Source organism: Nocardioides sp. NPDC058538 (assembly GCF_042719275.1).
Classification (GTDB): domain Bacteria; phylum Actinomycetota; class Actinomycetes; order Propionibacteriales; family Nocardioidaceae; genus Nocardioides.
In genome coordinates, this window is sequence record NZ_JBHXNY010000015.1 from 21,295 (window position 1) to 38,858 (window position 17,564).

Genomic DNA, 17,564 nt, shown 5'->3' on the forward strand with positions numbered 1-17,564 from the left:
TCCGGGGCGGCCCGGTGACCGCCGCTCACTCCTTCTACGAACACACCTGCCTTGATCCGACAGCCCCGGACGAAATCAGTTCAAATTCGTCCGAGCTGGTCCCTGCGCCTGGTCAGCAGCGCGACCTCGGCGGCGTTCTCGGCGAGCTCGATGGCACTGTCGTACGCCACGCGGGACTCGCCGCTGCGGCCGAGGCGGCGCAGAAGATCGGCTCGGGTGGCATGGAAGGCGTGGTAGTCGTCCAGGCCGAGCCGGTCGATCTCGGCGAGCGCGACCTCGGGGCCGTCGAGCTCGGCGACGGCGATCGCCCGGTTGAGGCGGACGATGGGCGAGCCGTCGACCCGGATCATCTGGTCGTAGAGCGCGACGATCTGGGACCAGTCGGTGTCACGGGCGTCGCGCACCGAGGTGTGGACGGCGTTGATGGCGGCCAGGATCTGGTAGCGCCCGGGCCGCGGGCCGCCGCTCGCGACGACACCGAGCCGCTCGCGCACCAGCGCGTGACCCTCGGCGATCAGCGCGAGATCCCACGAGCCGCGGTCCTGCTCGTCGAGCCGGACCAGCTCTCCGGTCGCCGAGATCCGTGCCGTGCGCCGCGCCTCGATCAGCAGCATCAGAGCCAGCAGGCCGGCGACCTCGCCGTCGTCGGGGAGCAGCGCACGGACCAGGCGGGTCAGCCGGATGGCCTCGAGGGTCAGGTCGCCGCGTACGGGATTCTCGTGGCCGCCGGAGGAGAGGTAGCCCTCGTTGAAGACCAGGAAGAGGACGGCCAGAACACCCGAGACGCGCTCGGGGAGGTCGGCCGCCTCAGGAACCCGGTACGGGATGTGGGCGGCCTTGATCTTGGTCTTCGCACGGGTGATCCGCTGGCCCATCGTGGTCTCCTGGACCAGGAAGGCGTTCGCGATCTCGGGCACGGTCAGGCCGCCGACCATACGCAGCGTCAGCGCGATCCGCGCCTCGGGCGCGAGCGCGGGGTGGCAGCAGGTGAACAGCAGTCGGAGCCGGTCGTCATCGATCGCGCCGAGAGGCTCGTGCGGGGTGTCATCGTGCATCGCGACGGCCTCCTTCTGCTTGTCGTCACGCTTGGACTCGCGGCGGATCCGGTCGATCGCGCGGCGGTTGGCCGTGGTGGTGAGCCACGCGCCCGGGTTCGGCGGTACGCCATCGAGCGGCCAGCGCTCGACTGCGACCGTGAACGCCTCGGCCGCGGCCTCCTCGGCGATGTCGAGGTCGCCGAAGCGCTTGGTGAGACTGGCGACCACCCGTGCCCACTCCTCTTGGTGTGCGCGGGTGATCGCCTCGTCAATATCCGTCAACGGCGAGTCACGCCTCGGGGCCGGTCTGCATCGGACGCACCTCGACCTTGCCGAGGCAGGCCGCGGAGGCCTCGCCGGCAAGCTTGAGGGCGACATCGAGGTCGGGAACGTCGATGATCCAGAAGCCCGCCATGTACTCCTTGGCTTCTGCGTAGGGGCCGTCGGTGATGACCGGCTTCTCGCCCTGACCGTCGACGACGGTCGCCGTCTTCGCGGCATCGAGGCCGTCAGCGAAGACGAAGTAGCCCTCCTGCTGCAGCTTGTCGTTGAACTTCCCGGTCGCCTCGAACGACGCCATCATCTCTTCCTCCGAGGCGTAGCCGTAGTTCTCCTTCTCGTAGTCCGAGTCGGGACCCCAGACGGACATCAGGTACTTGGCCATGGTGCTCACTCCTTTGTGTCGGACGGCCTCGGTGGCCGCCTCTCACCCTTGCTACGAACGTCTACACCCCGATCCGACACCTCACATCAGAATTTCTCCAGGTAAATTCATTCGCTTAGCATTGCGAACCATGTCGAAGACCGCGCAACGATGAGCATCAGCTCCAAGCTCAGGGGTGCCGTCGCGGACACCCGCCCGCTCCAGGAGCCGCACTTCCGGCGCCTGTGGATCGCCGGGATCATCACCATGATCGGCGCGCAACTGACCGTCGTCGCGGTGCCGGCCCAGATCTACGCGGACACCGGCTCCTCGGCGTACGTCGGGCTGACGGGTGTCTTCGGACTGGTCCCGCTGATCGTCTTCGGCCTCTACGGTGGCGCGCTCGCGGACCACTTCGACCGGCGTACGATCCTGATGGTCTCGACCACCGGGCTGATCGGCACGAGTGCGCTCTTCTGGCTCCAGTCCGCGCTCGGCAACACCAACGTCTGGCTGCTGCTGTGCCTCTTCTCGGTCCAGCAGGCCTTCTTCGCGGTCAATCAGCCGACCCGGAACTCGCTCCTGCCCAAGATCCTGCCCACGCACCTGCTCCCGGCCGCCAACTCGCTGCAGATGACGGTCTTCCAGGCGGGCGCCATCGCGGGACCGCTGGTCGCGGGCGTGATGCTGCCGTTCACCGGGTTCACCTGGCTGTACGCCCTCGACACCGTCACCCTCTTCGCGACCCTCTACGCGGTCGTGCTGCTGCCGAGGCTCCCCGTCGAGGGCGCCGGCGCGAAGGTCCCCGGGCTGCGCTCGGTGTGGGACGGCTTCGCCTACCTGCGTCATCAGCCGGTGCTGCTGATGAGCTTCGTGGTCGACCTGATCGCGATGGTCTTCGCGATGCCGAGGGCGCTGTTCCCGCAGATCGCGCACGAGTCCTTCGGCGGCCCCGCTGAGGGCGGGATCGCGTTCGCGCTGCTCTTCGCGGCCATCCCTGCCGGCGCCGTGATCGGCGGGATCTTCTCCGGCTGGGTCTCGCGGATCGAGGCCCAGGGCCGCGTCGTCATCTACTGCATCGGCGTGTGGGCCTTCGGGATCACCCTCTTCGGGCTCACCGTGGCGTTCGCGGACCTCGCCGTGGACAAGCGCAGCACTGCTCTGATGCTGGGTCTCGCCGTGTTCTTCATGATGGTCGCCGGCGCCGCCGACGTGGCCTCCGCGGCCATCCGGATGTCGATCCTGCAGTCGGCGGCCGACGACAACGTACGCGGCCGGCTGCAGGGGGTCTTCACGGTCGTCGTCGCGGGCGGCCCGCGGGTGGCCGACGTCCTGCACGGAGGCGCGGCAGCCGTCGTCGGCACCGCGATCGCGACCACCGGAGGTGGCCTGCTCAACCTGCTCGGGATCGCGCTGTGTGCGCTACTCGTCCCGAGCTTCCTCGCGTACCGGGTCAACCGGACCGCGACCACCGAGCACGCTCTGATCGACAACGAAGGCTCGAAGTAGCCCGGCGAGCAGCTCGGGCTGGTCGATCGGCACCAGCGTGGAGGAGTCCTTGACGATCTCCAGCCGCGCGTCGGGATAGTGCGCCGCCAGGCGTGGACCGTGCTCGGCGGGCATCATCGTGTCCTGGTCGGCCCAGACGACGAGCACCGGCTTGGTGAACTTCTGCTGCCCCTCAGCCAGCTCGAGCAGCTCCTCGCGACCAGGAGCACCGCCGGCGAACTTGATGAAGTCGCGGCGGATAGCCCGGTCGGTCAGCGCCGGCGCGAACCAGCCGTGGACGAGGTCGTCGTAGAGGTGGTAGCTCTTGTCGACCGACATCCCGCCGTAGCCCGAGCTCATCTGCCGGAAGCTCTCCAGGCGCAGCAGCTGCAGCGCCGCGGTGAACAGCGGCGGCATCTTCGAGAGCACTGCCAGCGGCCTGGCCGCCTTGGGCGGGTAGTTGTCGAAGGCCTCACACGCCACCAGCGCCATCCGGGCGATGCGGTCGGTGCGGTCGGCGTTGATCAGGAACTGGCCACCGCCCCAGTCGTTGAGGACCAGGGTCACGTCGTGGAGGTCGAGCGCGTCGAGGAAGTCGCCGAGGATATTCGCGACACCCTGCTGGCTGAGGTCCGCGTCGGGCCGCATCGGCTGCCGGTGACCACCCAGCGGCAGCGTCGGCCGGATCACCCGGAAGCCACCGAGGTAGGGCAGCGCACGGCGCCACAGACGGCCGTCCATCGGCACTCCATGGAGGAGTACGAGGACAGGGCCGTCACCGCCGGTATCCTCGAAATCGATCGGACCGGCCGACAGCTCGACGCTGGGCATTCAGTGGGCTCCTCGAAGCAATGGCGTGGGGTGCCCACACCTTGCCCCCCGGGGAACAGGCGTGCAACGGGAATCGCCCAATTCCCTACTCATCTGGGTATATCGCAGGTCTTAGGTCCCTGAGCCACTAGGGCCGTGTTATACACCCCAGGGCTTCTGGTGGAGACCGACGAGACCCCGGCGCTCAGAGCCCGACCGGCAGGTCCTCCGCGGCTGCGAACGCCTCGATCCCCTTCGCCGGACCACGATCGTCGATCGCCTCGATGAGAGTGGCGAGGTCGTCGCGGCGGTCCTGCGAGACCAGCCAGGCCATCAGGCGCTGACCACGCGGGACGGTGGTCTCCTCGAAGGGGACACCGGCGTCGTACCAGAACTCGAGGACGGCGCCGCGCAGCAACGACCAGTAGCGGTCGGGGTCCTCGGTGGTGGGGTTGACGGCCGCGCGGAAGTGCTCCCACATGTCGATCGGGAGGATCTCGGTGCGCAGCGTACGCATCAGCTTCGCCGAGCCCGAGCCGGCTACCATCTCGACGGTCTGGCGCTTGGTGGTGATCCGCTCGAGCAGGTTGGCGATCTGGGCGCGCTTCTGGGTCGCGGAGGAGAAGTCGGAGCGGACCCGCCAGTCGTAGACGACGTCGGTGAGGATGTCGAAGCTCCTGGCGGCCAGGAACGCCTGGGTCAGGGCCACCTGGTCCTGGTAGCGGGTGCGCTCCGGGAAGGTGATCTCGTTGTCGGTCCAGAAGGAGCGCCGAAAGATCTTGTTCCACACGAACACGTCCGCGAGCATCAGCGGGGCGTCCTCGATCCGGCACCTGAGGCGAGTCCGGGTGTGGTTGCGGCGCATCAGCGGGGTGACGTACCTCCGCTCCTCGCCGTTCACGAGGGTGACGCGCTCGGCCGAGCCGGCGACGAAGTCGGAGCCCGTACGCCGCAGCGTCTTCACCATCGAGCTCCAGGCGTCGCGGGGCAGGATGTCATCGGGATCGACGAAGGTGAGCAGGTCACCGGTGGTGGCCTCGATCCCGGTGTGACGGGCGATCGAGACACCGGAGTTGGGCTGGCAGATCAGCGTGACCCGAGGATCCTGCGCGGCGATGCCCTTGACGATCTCGGCCGACCCGTCGGTGGAGCCGTCGTCGACGACGATCACCTCGATGGCGCAGACCTCACGCAACGGCTGATGAAGGATGCTGTCGAGGCTGTCGGCGACGTAGTCGGCCACGTTGTAGACAGGCACGACGACGCTGAGCAACCTCGGCTTCCTCCTTCTGATTCCCCCCACGCGCATCAACTCTAATTGGGTGCGCATCAGCGCGTCCTCGCGATGGTGAGCGTGTCGACCTCGGAGCCGTTGGTGGCGATGACTTCGAGGTCCAGCCTCGCCTGCCCGTGGGCGTCGCGCGGGTGCGCATCGAAGAACGCGACCGAGTGGGTCGCGTCGCCGACCGCGCGGTAGGTGGTGGCCTCGGGAATCTTCAGGCCGTTCTTGTCCGTGTAGTAGGAGAGCACCGGCAGCACATCGGGATAGGTCGAGCCGCCACCACCGCCGGCGGTGATGTAGATCGTCCCCTCGTTGGTGCTGACCGTGGAGCCGCGCGGCGCCTCCTGGACCGGCTTGCCGTCGCGCATCAGGTGGGTGCGCTCGTAGCAGTGGTTGTGGCCGTTGATCACGACGTCGACCTGGTAGCGGTCGAAGAGCGCCTCCCAGCGGTCGCGGATGCCACCGTCCGAGGCGTGCGCGATGTTGGTGCAGTAGGCGCACTGGTGGAAGCCGACCAGGATGAAGTCGATGTCCTGACGGGCCCGGAAGTCGGCCAGCCGCTCCTCGAGCCAGCTGTCCAGCGTCTCGCCGAGGTAGCCCGCGTTCCGCGTGTACTCGTACGTCGCGTCGTTGCCGTCGAGGGCGATGAAGGCGACGTTGCCGCGCACGAAGGAGTAGGTCTCCTGTCCGCCGCCGGCACCGTTGCCGGGGTGACGGAAGCGAGCGCGGTGGCCGTCGTAGCCGAGCTCGCCGTTGCCGTTCTCCATCTCGTGGTTGCCGACGACGGTCATCCACGGGATCGCGTCGGCGCTGGGCTGGATCTGGCTCAGGAACTCGTCCCAGACACCGAAGTCCTGCTGCGGCTCCTTGCTCTTGCCCTGGCCGCCGGTGTCGGCGTACGCGATGTCGCCGACGACGAAGGCGAACTCGGCGCGCTGCTGACGGATCAGGTTCACGTTGCGCGCCGCGTCCTCGGCGACGCCCATGTCGCCGAAGGCGGCGAAGCGGAAGGACCCGGTGGCCTTCGGGGCGGTGGTGAACGAGCCCCTGGTCGCGGTGCCCCCGTCGTGGCTGAGCCGGTAGTAGTAGCGCGTGCCCGGTCGCAGGTCGCTGAGGTCGACGTGGTGGTAGACGCTGTCGACTCGGATCGAGGAGAGCGACTCAGGCCTCAGGGTCAGGCCGTAGTCGGGGGTCACGCCCAGATCGAGCCGCGGCGCCTGCACCGACCCGGCGGTCGACCAGGAGACGTTCATCTGCTTGACCGGGTCGGCACCGTAGGACAGATGGAGGCCGGTGGCCGGTGCGGCCGACCTGGCCGCCTGCGTCCACAGCATCGGGCCGGCGACGACACCGGCACCACCGATCAGCCCGGCCTTGAGAAAGGTGCGCCTGGAAGGGGCCGTCATCGTCGGGCCAATGTGGGGGCTATCGGTCACGGGAGGATCAACGCATAGGTAGACGAGACGTTAGGCCACGTGCGGTGTCGCCGGGGTGAACGAGTGGTGATCGTTCGTCATGAGACAGCATGAGATACGGCCATTTGTGCACCGAAGGCTGCGTTGTCGCGCACCAGCGCGATGTTGGTCGCCAGCGAGTCGCCGCCGGTCAGCTCGACGATCCTGGCGAGCAGGAACGGGGTGATGTCCTTGCCGTGGATGTCGCGGGCCTCGGCGTCGGCGAGAGCCTGGTCGATGTGTTTCCCGATCACCTCGGCGGGGATCTCGTCGGCGGCCGGGACCGGGTTGGCGATGACCAGGCCGCCGGGGAGTCCGAGGTCCCAGGTCGCCTTCATGACGTTCGCCGCCTCCTCGGGGCCGTCGATGCGCAGCGGCGCCGCGAACCCGGACCTGCGGGAGTAGAAGGCCGGGAACTCGTCGCTCCCGTTGACCAGGACCGGCACCCCGTAGGTCTCCAGGGTCTCGAGGGTCAGGCCGATGTCGAGGATCGACTTCACGCCGGCGCTCACCACCGCGACCTGGGTGCGCGCGAGCTCGGTCAGGTCGGCGGAGACGTCGAAGGACGTCTCCGCGCCCCGGTGTACGCCACCGAGCCCACCGGTCACGAACGTCCTGATCCCCACCATCGCCGCCAGGCGCATGGTGGCCGCGACCGTGGTCGCGCCGTGGAGACCGCGGGCGACGACGTAGGGCAGGTCGCGGACGCTGACCTTGGTGACGTCGGGGTCGGAGGCGAGGAGCTCGAGGTCGTCGGGCGACAGACCGGCTCGAGGGATACCGTCGAGCAGCGCGATCGTGGCCGGGACGGCGCCGTTGTCGCGCACGATCTGCTCGACCTCGGTGGCCATCTTGACGTTGTCGGGATAGGGCATGCCGTGGCTGATGATCGTCGACTCCAGCGCGACGACCGGGCGGCCCTCGGCGAGCGCGACCCCGACCTCCTCGGTGAGCCGGACCTTCACGCCAGCTCCCGGACGAGGCTCTCGCTGAGGTCCATCCGGACGGTGTCGTGGGTGCCGCAGGTCAGCGCCGCCGCGGCATGCCCGAACCGCGCCGCCGCGACCAGGTCGACGCCGCGGAGCAGCTCGTGGGTGAACGCGGCCAGCATCGCGTCGCCCGCGCCGGTCACGTCGACGACGTCGGTCGGCACGGCGGGAAGCTCCTGGTAGACGTCGTTGTAGCTGATCACCGATCCGCGGGCGCCCAGGCGCACCCAGACGACGCCGACACCGCGGTCGTGCAGCGAGTGGACGGCCTTCTCGATCTCCGCGTCGGTGCCGGCGGGCAGGTCGGTCAGCGCGGCCAGCTCGGCCTGGTTGGGCGTGACCAGGTAGAGCTCGCGATCGGCCCGGATCAGGTCGCGCGCCCGCCTCGCCTTCGACACCGATACCGGGTCGAACCCGACAGGCACGTCGAACTCGCGGGCGAGGTCGATCGCCACGTCGGCCGTGCGGACCGGGATGTTGCCCTCGACGAGCACGCCGCGAGCGTTCTTGATCAGGTCGCGGGCCGCCTCCACGACCAGCGGGGAGAACTCGTCGGTCGCGGCCATGTCGGCCACCGCGACCACCAGCTCACCGGAGGAGTCGAGCACGGCGTTGTAGGTGCCGGTGCGTACGTCTGCCCGGCGGCGGACGTAGGTGCAGTCGACGCCGACGTCCTCGGTGTAGCTGATCACCTCGTCGCCGATCGGGTCGTCGCCGACGACCGAGACCAGCGCCACCGAGTCACCCAGCCGGGCGAGGTTCTCCGCGACGTTGCGGCCCACCCCGCCGGGCGAGAGGCCGGCCGATCCGGACATGCTCGAACCCATCACCACCTGCTCGTGCGCCCGAGCGTGGAGATCCATGTTGGAGCCGCCGATCACGACGATGTCTGGCGGAGATAGCGGGTTCATCACTTGAATCGTAAGTGGGGTGCACAGATCGCGCCCCCTCATAAAGTATGAACTTGGCGCGGCCACCCTGGTTCCTCGAGCCGAGAAGGTCGCTGCTCGTGCCCGATCGGGTCACGGAACCCAGACGTGGAGTCAGTACGTCAACTGGTCGGCGCCGCTTCCGCCAGCAAGCTTGTCGGTTCCGGAACCTCCGATGAGTCGGTCCGGATCATCTCCCCCGGACAACGTGTCGTTGCCGGATCCGCCGGAGAGCCAGTCCCGACCCGCTCCACCGAACAGCCAGTCAGCGCCACCTCCGGCCTCGACCTTGTCACCGCCAGCCTCACCCCAGATCCGGTCGGTGCCGCTACCAGCCTTGATCGTGTCCGCGCCGTACGATCCCCAGACTCGGTCGTTCCCGTCGCCGCCGACGAGCGTGTCTGATCCGGTGCCTCCGAACAGCCTGTCGTCTCCGGTGATGCCGTACGCCGAGTCGTCACCAGCGCCGGCGTACAGCTGGTCCTGATCCGCCCCACCCACGAGGAAGTCGTCCCCAAGACCGCCGTAGATGCGGTCGTTGCCCGGCCCCGCCCACATTGCGTCGTTACCCGCGCCGCCGTGGAGGAGGTCGTTCCCCGCACCGCCGTAGACGTCGCCGCCTCGGGCCCGGACGTAGACAGTGTCGGCACCGTTGCCCGCGCTGATGTAGGTGAAGTTGTTGCTGCCGTAGATGGTGTCGTTCCCGTTGCCCCCGTAGATCTCGGGCCCGGAAAACTCGACGATCCCGCCATAGATCAGATCGTCGCCGTCGCCTCCGTAGATCTTTCCGCGCGGACCATCCTCCACACGACAGATCGTGTCGTCGCCCGCAAGCCCGTAGGTTTCGTAGACGTTGTACCCGGTGAGGATGACGTCGTCGCCGTTGGTCGGGCTCTCGCCGTACCGCATGTCGACCGTGACCGTCTTTCCACCGCAGGTCGCGCCCCCAGCGGCTGCGGCAGGCCCGATTCCCCCACCGATACCAGTCACCGGAAGAACGACAGCAGCGGCCACGAGGTGGCGCCAGCGGATACGCATGAACGAGCTCCATCTATCTGTACGGGCGAACTTGCGCAGTCACTTCGTCCCGGATACGACCCGATCTGCGAGCGGGACGCTAGCACCGCAGGTATGTCCCCAGCGATGAACTCGTCGTCCGTTCACAACCTGTACCTGACGCGAGGAGCACCAGTGCTTTCGGCCGACTCAGCCGAGGAGCTCGCGGCCGATCTCCTCGACCGAGCGGCAGCCGACGAGGCCGAGGGAGAGGTCGAGCTCGGCGATCATGTGCTCCAGGACGGCCTGGACGCCGGCGGCACCGGCGAGGGCGAGGCCGTAGACGTAGGGGCGGCCGAGGAGGACCGCGTCGGCACCCAGGGCGAGCGCCTTGAGGATGTCGGCGCCGGAACGGATGCCGGAGTCGAAGAGGACCGGGATGCGGCCGTCGACCTCGTCGACGATGCTCGGCAGGGCGTCGATGGAGGCGATGGCCCCGTCGACCTGACGGCCGCCGTGGTTGGAGACGATGATCCCGTCGACGCCGTGCTCGAGCGCGCGGCGGGCGTCCTCGGGCGCCTGGAGCCCCTTCAGCACGATCGGCAGGTCGGTCATCTCCCGCAGCCGGTCGAGGTCGTCCCAGATCAGGTCGGAGCGGGAGAAGACGTCGAGGAAGGTCTCGACCGCGGCTCGGGCGTGGCCGGAGCGAAGGTTGTCGACGAGCTTGCCGGGATGGTGCTGGGCCATCGAGGCGACCGCGGTCAGCGCCGAGGGGATCTCCCGGAGCCCAGGTCGTACGCTCGTCCCGCTGCCGCCGGTGAGACGCTGCTCGACGAGGGCGCGGAAGGCCGGGTCGGAGGTGTACTGCGCGATCCCCAGCCCCCGCGCGAAGGGCAGATAGCCCAGATCGAGATCACGCGTACGCCACCCGAGCATGTGTGTGTCGAGAGTGACGACCAGCGCGTCGGAGCCGATGGCCTCGGCGCGGCGTACGAAGGACTCGACGATCGTCTCGTCCTTCGACCAGTAGAGCTGGTAGAGCCGTGGGGTGTCGCCCAGGTCCTGTGCGACCTCCTCCATCGGGACGGACGCCTGGGTGGAGATCACCATCGGGATGCCGGTCGCGCGGGCCGCTGCGGCGACCTCGTGCTCGGCGCGGGGGTGGGCGAGCTCGAGCACGCCGACCGGGCCGAGCATCAGTGGCGCCGGCATGTCCACGCCGAACAGCACGGTGCGTAAGTCGCGGGTCTCGACGTTGGTGAGCATGCGCGGCACCAACCGGAAGTGGTCGAAGGCGGCGGTGTTGGCGGCGACGGTGCGCTGCTGGCCGGCTCCGCCGTCGACGTACGCCCAGGCCTCCTTGCTCATCGCCCGCTGGGCAGCCTCGGCGAGCACCGAGGGCTCGGTCGGCACCACGGGGCGGTGGCCGAAAAGGCCCTTGCGGAAGATCGCGGACTGGAGGTCTCTGCCGATGCTCACGCGCGAAGGCTACTCGCGGCGGGCATTTTCCCGCCATGGCGGGATTCTGCCCGCACACGCTCAGCGGGCGGCCGGGTCCGCGACGATCTGGGCGGGCGGCTCCGCCCCGGAGAGCGCCACGATGAGCCGGTAGCACCGAGCAGTCATCTGGCTCGGCGTCACCTCGGGATGATCGAGCCACCAGGTGACGAGCGAGTCGACGACGCTCATCCACACGGCGGTCATCGCGGAGACGTCGAGGGGGTCGTCGTCACCGACGAGTGCCATCAGCTCACCCACCCCCTCCATCGCGAGCCGGGTGATCCGGTCGGTGTAGAACGCTCGAGCCGCGGCGACGTCCCCCGTCTCCGGGGCGGTCGGGTCGAAGAAGAGCCGCCACAGCCACGGCTGGGGCTCCAGGATGCGGAAGATCCCGTCGAGGGTGCGCAGGCCGCGCTCGAGACCGACCGAGTCGTCGGCAGCGACCCGCTCCATGTCGCTGGCGAGCAGCTCGGCACCGTGGGTGAGGCTGGCTGAGAAGAGCCCCTCCTTGGAGCCGAAGTACTGATAGACCAGCGGTTTCGAGATGCCGGCATCGGCGGCGATCCCGGCGACCGACGCCTTGGCGAACCCCATCGTGCCGAAGGCCTCGCAGGCGGCCCGCAGGATCTGCAGCTCGCGGTCGGCGCGCGGGACGCCCTTGGTTCCAGCGTTGGCCCGTGACATGTCCAAGAGTCTAGCGACGGCATATGACCTTGAGGTAACTTACTCAAAGGTCATATCCCCGGGAGGTCCCCCATGAACGACATGCTCGACCCGCTGAAGAACCCCTTGACGTACGCCATCCCGTTCTTCGTGATCTCGATCCTGATCGAGCTGGCGGCCCTGAAATGGCTCGACCACGACGACAACCTGGCCGGTTACGTCTTCAAGGACGCGCGCACCTCGATCCTGATGGGCCTCGGCTCGATCGTGTCGATGACCGTGTTCAAGGTGTTGACCTTCGCGGTCTACGCCGCGATCTTCGCCTACGCGTCGCTGTGGCAGATCCCGGAGACGTGGTGGGGTCTGGCGATCTCGGTCGTGGTCGTCGACCTCGCCTACTACTGGAACCACCGCTTCGTGCACCGGACCAGAGTCGGCTGGGCGGCCCACCAGGCGCACCACTCCAGCGAGTACATGACGTTCGCGACCGCGCTGCGGCAGAAGTGGAACCCGTGGTTCGAGTTCTTCTTCTTCCTGCCGCTGCCGTTCCTCGGCATCTCACCGGCGGCGATCTACATCGCCTTCTCGATCAACCTGATCTACCAGTTCTTCGTGCACACCGAGACGATCGGCAAGCTCTGGCGGCCGCTGGAGCTCGTGCTCAACACGCCCTCGCACCACCGCGTCCACCACGGCTCCGACCCGGAGTATCTGGACAAGAACTACGCCGGCATCCTGATCGTCTGGGACCGCCTCTTCGGCACCTTCCAGCCCGAGCGGCAGCGTCCGACGTACGGCCTGACCTACAAGGTCGACACCTACAACCTGCTCCGGCTGGAGTACGGCGCCTTCCGTGAGCTCTGGACCGACGTACGCAGCGCCGACGGCTGGCGGCTCAAGCTGAGCTACGTCTTCCGGCCGCCGGGGTGGGTGCCGGCGGAGGCTACGCGGCCTTCCGTCGCCCGAGAATCATCACGATGATCAGGCCGAGGAGGCCGACGACGACGAGCACGACGCCCGGGGCGGCGACCTCGACGAGTTTCTGGCCCTCGGGAGACGCGGGCTCGCTGAAGCTCACCTGCTGAGGCTCGGGGGCGATCACGTCGGGGAACTCCTTGGCGATCTCGGCCTGGAGCTTGTCGGTGTACTCCTCCACACGCGGGGCGCTGCCGGCGGCGAGGATCGTGTCGCCCTTCTTCTGAGCGAAGAAGTAGTAGTCCTCGTCGACGGTCAGCGACTTCCTCTGGCACACCCCGGGGTTGAGCGCGACGTCGAGCTTGCTGCCGCCGGTGACGCCCTTGAGCGCCTTGACGACGGTCACCGGGTAGACCACCGGGCCGTCCTTCTTGGCGGCCTTGCCGGGGCCGGTCACCCGTGCGTGGAAGACCAGCGGCTCCTTGACCGCGTCGCTGACCTTGAAGGCCGGGCACTTCGCGGGAGCCGTAGCAGGGGCCGCCGAGGCGGGGGCGGGGCTCGTCGTGACCACCGCTGTTGCGACAAGTGCAACGGCAGCGAGGAGCTGGGGGACGCGGCGCATGGCGAAGATCAAACCAGTCACAGGCCGAAGACTCCAGCCAGGACCCGCGCGACACCGTCATCTTCGTGCCCGGGCGCCAGATGCGAGGCGCACGAGACGACGCTCGGATGGGCGTCCGCCATGGCGTACGAGGTCCCTGCCCAGGTCAGCATCGGCAGGTCGTTGGGCATGTCGCCGAAGGCGATCACCTCCGAGGCGGAGATGCCGAGCTCGGTGCAGACCAGCTCCAGCGTGGAGGCCTTGGTGACCCCGGGAGCGCTCATCTCGAGCAGCGGGAACGACGAGTGCGTGACGTTGACACGATCACCGACGACGGCCGACGCCGCCGCGAGCAGCTCGTCCGCGTCGTCGTGGTCGTGGCGGCGGGCGAGCAGCTTGATCAGCGGCTCGTCGGCGAGCTCCTCGATCGGCGCGCTGCGCCTGGCCGGCCGCTTGGCGTCCGCCATGTGCGCCGCGAACGCCGGCTCGCACGACCATCCTTCGAGCGACTCGGTCGCAAAGCTCAGGCCGGGAAGGTTCGACTTCAGCACCGCGGCCACCTCGGCGGTCAGGGTCGGCTCGATCAGCCGGGTGAGTCGGGGCTGATCGGCGGCGACGTCCCATACCAGGGCCCCGTTGGAGACGATCGCCAGCCCGACGCTGCCGATGTGCTCGAAGAGCTCACGGGTCCAGCGCAGCGGCCGGCCGGTCACGAAGATGACCGGCACGCCGATCTCCTCGAGCTTGACGAGCACGCCACGCGTGAAGTCCGAGACCGAACCGTCCGCTCTGACCAGGGTGCCGTCGAGGTCGGTGGCGACGAGCTTCGGCGTCCTCATTCTTCCATTCTGCCACCGGGCACCGGCCTGGCCATCACCAGATGCCCGTCCTCGTCGGCACCACGCAGCTCGGTGAACCCGCACGTGGCGAGCACTCGCAGGCTGGCCGCGTTGGCGGGCTCGACAGAAGCCCGGATGCGTACGCCCTCTTCGTCCGCGCACGCCAGCAGACCCTTGAGCGCCTCGGTCGCGAAACCCCACCCGCGCGCCTCCTCGATCAGGCCGTAGCCGACCTCGGTCTCCGGGGTGCCGTCAGGGGCGGCGTCGGGCGGCCCGAAGAAGCCGATCGATCCGAGCACGGTCCCGTTGCGCATGATGTAGCGGGAGCTCCACCGGTCGCCCTCGACCCACATCGTCGCCGCGTCGCGGTCGTCCTCGCGCGGAAACTGCGGGTGCCAGCTCTGCGGCCGCCCGATCCCGCCGTTGGGATCACGGATGGCCTCGACGTCGGCGCGGGTCCACAACGGCAGCGTCAGCCGCTCCGTCGTGACGGTGTTGGGAAGAGTCACGAGCGCCAAGACTGTCAGAACAGCACTCTCAGAACCAGCGGGAGAGTTCCAGCGCCGCGCCGTCGTCGGCGACGTGGGCGGTGACGGCGTCGGCGATCTCCTGGACGACGTCGGGGGCGTTGCCCATGGCCACCCCGCGGCCGGCCCACTCGAGCATCTCGACGTCGTTGCGTCCGTCGCCGATGGCGAGCACGTCGGCCGGCTCGAGGTCGAGCTGGTCGCAGACGTAGGAGAGGCCGGATGCCTTGGAGACGCCGACCGGGGTGAGGTCGAGCCAGGCGGTGTAGCCGACCACGTAGTCGATGCCGTGCAGACCGAGCTCACGACCGAGGGCCAGGAAGTCCTCGGGAGTGGCGTCGGGGTCACGGATGATCACTCGGGAGACCGGCTCGGCGACCATCTCGTCGATCGGAGCGATCAGATGAGCACCGTCGAGCTCGCCCTCGGGGAACGGCCGGTTGAACCGGTAGCCGAGACCGCGGTTCTCGACCGCGACCAGCACGTTCGGTCGTCGTTCCACGATCTTCTCGACCGCCGCACGGGCGTCGAAGGTCTCCTCGTGCACCACGTCGACCGGCGGGTAGCGAAGCACCACCGCCCCGTTGGAGGCGACGATCCACAGCCGCTCCGCACCCTCGTCCGGCAGCCCGAGCAGGTCGGCGATCCCGGTCATCGAGTGGGCCGAGCGACCGGAGGAGAGCACCACATGGGCGCCGGACTCGTACGCCCGGCGGACCGCGTCGCGCACCTTGTCCGAGAGCGCCTCGGAGGTGGTGCCTGTGCCGTCGATCCAGCGCAGCAGGGTGCCGTCGATGTCAAGGGCGACGAGCTTCGGGCGCCAGGCGGCCTCGCCCGGCCGGGCGGTGGTGCTCTCGGTCGTGCTCACTTCTGGATCGGCTCCAGAACCTCACGGCCGAGCCACTTCTGCAGCGCCTTCGGCACCCGCACCGACCCGTCGGCCTGCTGGTGGGTCTCCAGCACGGCGACGATGGCGCGGGTGATCGCGGTCAGCGTGCCGTTGAGGGTGGCGACCGGGGTGGTGCCATTCTCCGTACGCGCCCGGATGTCGAGGCGGCGGGCCTGGAAGGTGGTGCAGTTGGACGCCGAGGTGAGCTCGCGGTACTTCCCCTGGGTGGGGATCCACGCCTCGCAGTCGAACTTCCTCAGCGCCGAAGGACCGAGGTCGCCCGCGGCGACGTCGATGACCTGGTAGGCGAGCTCGAGCTTGTCCAGGAAGGACTTCTCCCACTCGAGGAGACGCTGGTGCTCGGCGTACGACTCCTCGAGGGTGGTGTAGACGAACATCTCCACCTTCTCGAACTGGTGGACCCGGATGATGCCCTTGGTGTCCTTGCCCGCCGAGCCGGCCTCCTTGCGGAAGCACGACGAGAAGGCGGCGTAGCGCCGCGGGAGAGTGTCGGGGTCGAGGATCTCGTCGGAGTGGTAGGCCGCCATCGGCACCTCCGAGGTGCCGACGAGGTAGAGGTCGTCGTCCTCGATCTTGTAGACGCCGTCGTCGACCTGGTCGAGGAAGCCGGTGCCCTCCATCGCCTCCGGGCGCACCAGCGCAGGCGCGATGACCTGGGTGAAGCCGGCCTCACGGGCCTGCTCCATCGCCAGGTTGATCAGCGCGAACTCGAGCTCCGCCCCGACCCCGGTCAGGAAGTAGAAGCGGCTGCCCGAGACCTTGGCGCCTCGCTCGAGGTCGATCGCGCCGAGCAGCTTGCCGAGCTCGACGTGGTCACGCGGCTCGAAGCCCTCGGCCTCGAAGTCGCGCGGCTTGCCGACCTTCTCGATCAGGACGAAGTCGTCCTCACCGCCGGCCGGAGCGTCGTCGGCGAGGTTGGGGATGGCCTTGAGAGCCTTCTTCCACTCCTCCTCGGCTACGCCCTGCGCCGCCTCGGCCTCCTTGACGGCCTTCGCGAGGTCCTTGACCTCGGCGAGGAGCTGCTGCTTCTCCTCGCCCTTGGCCTGGGCGACCTTCTTGCCCATCTGCTTCTGCTCGGCCCGCTTGGCCTCGAAGTCCGCGATCGCCGCGCGCCGGGCGCTGTCCGCGGACAGCGCCCGGTCCACCACGTCGGAGGACGCGCCACGGCGCTCCTGCGAGGCACGTACGCGGTCGGGGTCTTCGCGGAGGATGCGCGGGTCGATCATGCGGCAAGGCTAGTCGACCGGACCACCAGATCTCACTTCAGTAATCGGCCGGTCACCAGTAGACCGGGCTGGTCTTGCCACACGGGCGCAGGAACGAGCGGTAGACCTTCACGTCGGTGAAGTTGTAGCCGTAGGAGTCGTTGGTGTGGTAGTTGGCCCTCGTGTAGGTGACGTACGCGGCCGTCGTGTTGTAGGTCTTCGGGAAGCCCGAGGGGTTCGATGCGGTCGAACGGGACCTCTTGCTGGCGATCGTGCCTCGGACCAGCCCGCTCGCACTGCTGGCGTAGATGTAGGCCTGCTTCCACGAGGTGCTGCGCTTGTTGGTGACCGTGTAGCGGATCGACGAGCCGCCACGGACGATGAGGCAGGCGTACCAGTTCGCGGTGCTTACCGAGGTGATGAGCGTGCCCGCTCCGGACATGCCCGCCTTGATCTTCGACCACGTACGCGACCCGACGATGCCGTCGTCCGCCAGCCCCTTCGCCCGCTGGTAGTTCTTCACCCGGGCGGTCGTCGCGGACCCGAACGAACCGTCCGGCTTGAGCCCACCGAGCACCTTCTGGAGCAGCGTCACGCAGCTGCCGGTGTTGCCGGGACGTACGGTCTTCGGGCTGCTGATCGTGCAGCTGACCGCCGCCTCCGCAGGCGCCGTGCCCGCGTCCACGGCGACCAGTCCGCCCGTTGCCACAGCTGCCGCCGCGAGCAGGCCTCCCATGCGCAACCGCACCGATGTCTTCACTGTATGGATCCCTCTC

At 68.6% G+C, this 17,564-nt stretch carries 18 protein-coding genes; 2 read left to right on the forward strand and 16 right to left on the reverse strand.

Annotation, left to right across the window (positions count from 1 at the left end):
* Positions 1–80: 80 nt before the first annotated feature.
* Both ACFWQC_RS15130 and ACFWQC_RS15135 read right to left on the reverse strand, forming a co-directional pair.
* Entirely contained in the window at positions 81–1,319 is a 1,239-nt protein-coding gene (locus tag ACFWQC_RS15130) for an RNA polymerase sigma factor (protein WP_378679208.1), read from the reverse strand.
* Positions 1,320–1,326: 7 nt separating this feature from the next.
* Positions 1,327–1,701, reverse strand: a complete 375-nt coding sequence (locus ACFWQC_RS15135) for a YciI family protein (RefSeq protein WP_378679211.1) — start codon at positions 1,699–1,701, stop codon at positions 1,327–1,329.
* Positions 1,702–1,851: 150 nt separating this feature from the next.
* Here ACFWQC_RS15135 and ACFWQC_RS15140 point away from each other — a divergent pair, with 150 nt between their 5' ends.
* Positions 1,852–3,189, forward strand: a complete 1,338-nt coding sequence (locus tag ACFWQC_RS15140; RefSeq protein WP_378679214.1) for an MFS transporter — start codon at positions 1,852–1,854, stop codon at positions 3,187–3,189.
* Here ACFWQC_RS15140 and ACFWQC_RS15145 read toward each other — a convergent pair.
* The 8 genes from ACFWQC_RS15145 to ACFWQC_RS15180 all read right to left on the reverse strand — a co-directional run bounded on the left by ACFWQC_RS15145 (position 3,103) and on the right by ACFWQC_RS15180 (position 11,812).
* Positions 3,103–3,999: an alpha/beta fold hydrolase gene (locus ACFWQC_RS15145; protein ID WP_378679217.1), complete on the reverse strand. Its 897-nt coding sequence runs from the start codon at positions 3,997–3,999 to the stop codon at positions 3,103–3,105. The genes ACFWQC_RS15140 and ACFWQC_RS15145 overlap by 87 nt on opposite strands.
* A gap of 184 nt (positions 4,000–4,183) precedes the next feature.
* Positions 4,184–5,308, reverse strand: coding sequence for a glycosyltransferase family 2 protein (locus tag ACFWQC_RS15150; RefSeq protein ID WP_378679220.1), 1,125 nt, complete (start codon positions 5,306–5,308; stop codon positions 4,184–4,186).
* Entirely contained in the window at positions 5,308–6,666 is a 1,359-nt protein-coding gene (locus ACFWQC_RS15155; protein ID WP_378679222.1) for a purple acid phosphatase family protein, read from the reverse strand. The genes ACFWQC_RS15150 and ACFWQC_RS15155 overlap by 1 nt, the downstream gene beginning before the upstream one ends.
* 107 nt (positions 6,667–6,773) lie before the next feature.
* Positions 6,774–7,679 carry a pseudouridine-5'-phosphate glycosidase gene (locus tag ACFWQC_RS15160; RefSeq protein WP_378679225.1) on the reverse strand — a complete coding sequence of 302 codons (906 nt, stop codon included), beginning with the start codon at positions 7,677–7,679 and terminating at the stop codon, positions 6,774–6,776.
* On the reverse strand, positions 7,676–8,614 hold the full coding sequence (locus ACFWQC_RS15165) for a carbohydrate kinase family protein (protein WP_378679228.1): 939 nt from the start codon (positions 8,612–8,614) through the stop codon (positions 7,676–7,678). The genes ACFWQC_RS15160 and ACFWQC_RS15165 overlap by 4 nt, the downstream gene beginning before the upstream one ends.
* Before the next feature lie 132 nt (positions 8,615–8,746).
* Entirely contained in the window at positions 8,747–9,670 is a 924-nt protein-coding gene (locus ACFWQC_RS15170) for a calcium-binding protein (RefSeq protein WP_378679231.1), read from the reverse strand.
* A gap of 168 nt (positions 9,671–9,838) precedes the next feature.
* On the reverse strand, positions 9,839–11,107 hold the full coding sequence (locus ACFWQC_RS15175) for an alpha-hydroxy-acid oxidizing protein (protein WP_378679234.1): 1,269 nt from the start codon (positions 11,105–11,107) through the stop codon (positions 9,839–9,841).
* 60 nt (positions 11,108–11,167) lie between these two features.
* Positions 11,168–11,812 (reverse strand): TetR/AcrR family transcriptional regulator, encoded by a 645-nt coding sequence (locus ACFWQC_RS15180; protein WP_378679237.1) that lies wholly within the window; start codon positions 11,810–11,812, stop codon positions 11,168–11,170.
* A 72-nt stretch (positions 11,813–11,884) separates the two neighbouring features.
* On the opposite strand from ACFWQC_RS15180, the gene ACFWQC_RS15185 reads away from it, so the two are divergent.
* Positions 11,885–12,772 (forward strand): sterol desaturase family protein, encoded by an 888-nt coding sequence (locus ACFWQC_RS15185; RefSeq protein ID WP_378679239.1) that lies wholly within the window; start codon positions 11,885–11,887, stop codon positions 12,770–12,772.
* On the opposite strand, the gene ACFWQC_RS15190 is transcribed toward ACFWQC_RS15185, so the two are convergent.
* From ACFWQC_RS15190 to ACFWQC_RS15215, 6 genes are read right to left on the reverse strand one after another with little or no spacing between them, the layout of a single operon-like run.
* Entirely contained in the window at positions 12,735–13,349 is a 615-nt protein-coding gene (locus tag ACFWQC_RS15190; RefSeq protein ID WP_378679242.1) for a hypothetical protein, read from the reverse strand. The genes ACFWQC_RS15185 and ACFWQC_RS15190 overlap by 38 nt on opposite strands.
* Positions 13,346–14,146 (reverse strand): HAD family hydrolase, encoded by an 801-nt coding sequence (locus ACFWQC_RS15195; protein ID WP_378679245.1) that lies wholly within the window; start codon positions 14,144–14,146, stop codon positions 13,346–13,348. The genes ACFWQC_RS15190 and ACFWQC_RS15195 overlap by 4 nt, the downstream gene beginning before the upstream one ends.
* Positions 14,143–14,655, reverse strand: a complete 513-nt coding sequence (locus ACFWQC_RS15200; protein ID WP_378679248.1) for a GNAT family N-acetyltransferase — start codon at positions 14,653–14,655, stop codon at positions 14,143–14,145. Before ACFWQC_RS15200 ends, ACFWQC_RS15195 begins: the two co-directional genes overlap by 4 nt.
* Before the next feature lie 28 nt (positions 14,656–14,683).
* Positions 14,684–15,541, reverse strand: a complete 858-nt coding sequence (locus ACFWQC_RS15205; RefSeq protein ID WP_378679251.1) for an HAD family hydrolase — start codon at positions 15,539–15,541, stop codon at positions 14,684–14,686.
* The gene (gene serS / locus ACFWQC_RS15210) at positions 15,538–16,809 is read right to left on the reverse strand and encodes a serine--tRNA ligase (protein WP_378679254.1); all 1,272 of its coding nucleotides are present in this window, start codon (positions 16,807–16,809) and stop codon (positions 15,538–15,540) included. Before serS ends, ACFWQC_RS15205 begins: the two co-directional genes overlap by 4 nt.
* Before the next feature lie 52 nt (positions 16,810–16,861).
* Positions 16,862–17,548, reverse strand: a complete 687-nt coding sequence (locus tag ACFWQC_RS15215) for a peptidoglycan-binding protein (protein ID WP_378679257.1) — start codon at positions 17,546–17,548, stop codon at positions 16,862–16,864.
* Between the last annotated feature and the right edge of the window lie 16 nt (positions 17,549–17,564).

Excerpts from the sequence above, each read along its gene's own strand:
- ACFWQC_RS15165 (WP_378679228.1), bottom strand. The coding sequence starts at position 8,614 with ATGAACCCGCTATCTCCGCCAGACATCGTCGTGATCGGCGGCTCCAAC.
- ACFWQC_RS15185 (WP_378679239.1), top strand. The coding sequence starts at position 11,885 with ATGAACGACATGCTCGACCCGCTGAAGAACCCCTTGACGTACGCCATC.
- serS (WP_378679254.1), bottom strand. The coding sequence starts at position 16,809 with ATGATCGACCCGCGCATCCTCCGCGAAGACCCCGACCGCGTACGTGCC.
- ACFWQC_RS15180 (WP_378679237.1), bottom strand. The coding sequence starts at position 11,812 with ATGTCACGGGCCAACGCTGGAACCAAGGGCGTCCCGCGCGCCGACCGC.
- ACFWQC_RS15135 (WP_378679211.1), bottom strand. The coding sequence starts at position 1,701 with ATGGCCAAGTACCTGATGTCCGTCTGGGGTCCCGACTCGGACTACGAG.
- ACFWQC_RS15145 (WP_378679217.1), bottom strand. The coding sequence starts at position 3,999 with ATGCCCAGCGTCGAGCTGTCGGCCGGTCCGATCGATTTCGAGGATACC.
- ACFWQC_RS15195 (WP_378679245.1), bottom strand. The coding sequence starts at position 14,146 with ATGAGGACGCCGAAGCTCGTCGCCACCGACCTCGACGGCACCCTGGTC.
- ACFWQC_RS15140 (WP_378679214.1), top strand. The coding sequence starts at position 1,852 with ATGAGCATCAGCTCCAAGCTCAGGGGTGCCGTCGCGGACACCCGCCCG.
- ACFWQC_RS15155 (WP_378679222.1), bottom strand. The coding sequence starts at position 6,666 with ATGACGGCCCCTTCCAGGCGCACCTTTCTCAAGGCCGGGCTGATCGGT.
- ACFWQC_RS15150 (WP_378679220.1), bottom strand. The coding sequence starts at position 5,308 with ATGCGCACCCAATTAGAGTTGATGCGCGTGGGGGGAATCAGAAGGAGG.
- ACFWQC_RS15170 (WP_378679231.1), bottom strand. The coding sequence starts at position 9,670 with ATGCGTATCCGCTGGCGCCACCTCGTGGCCGCTGCTGTCGTTCTTCCG.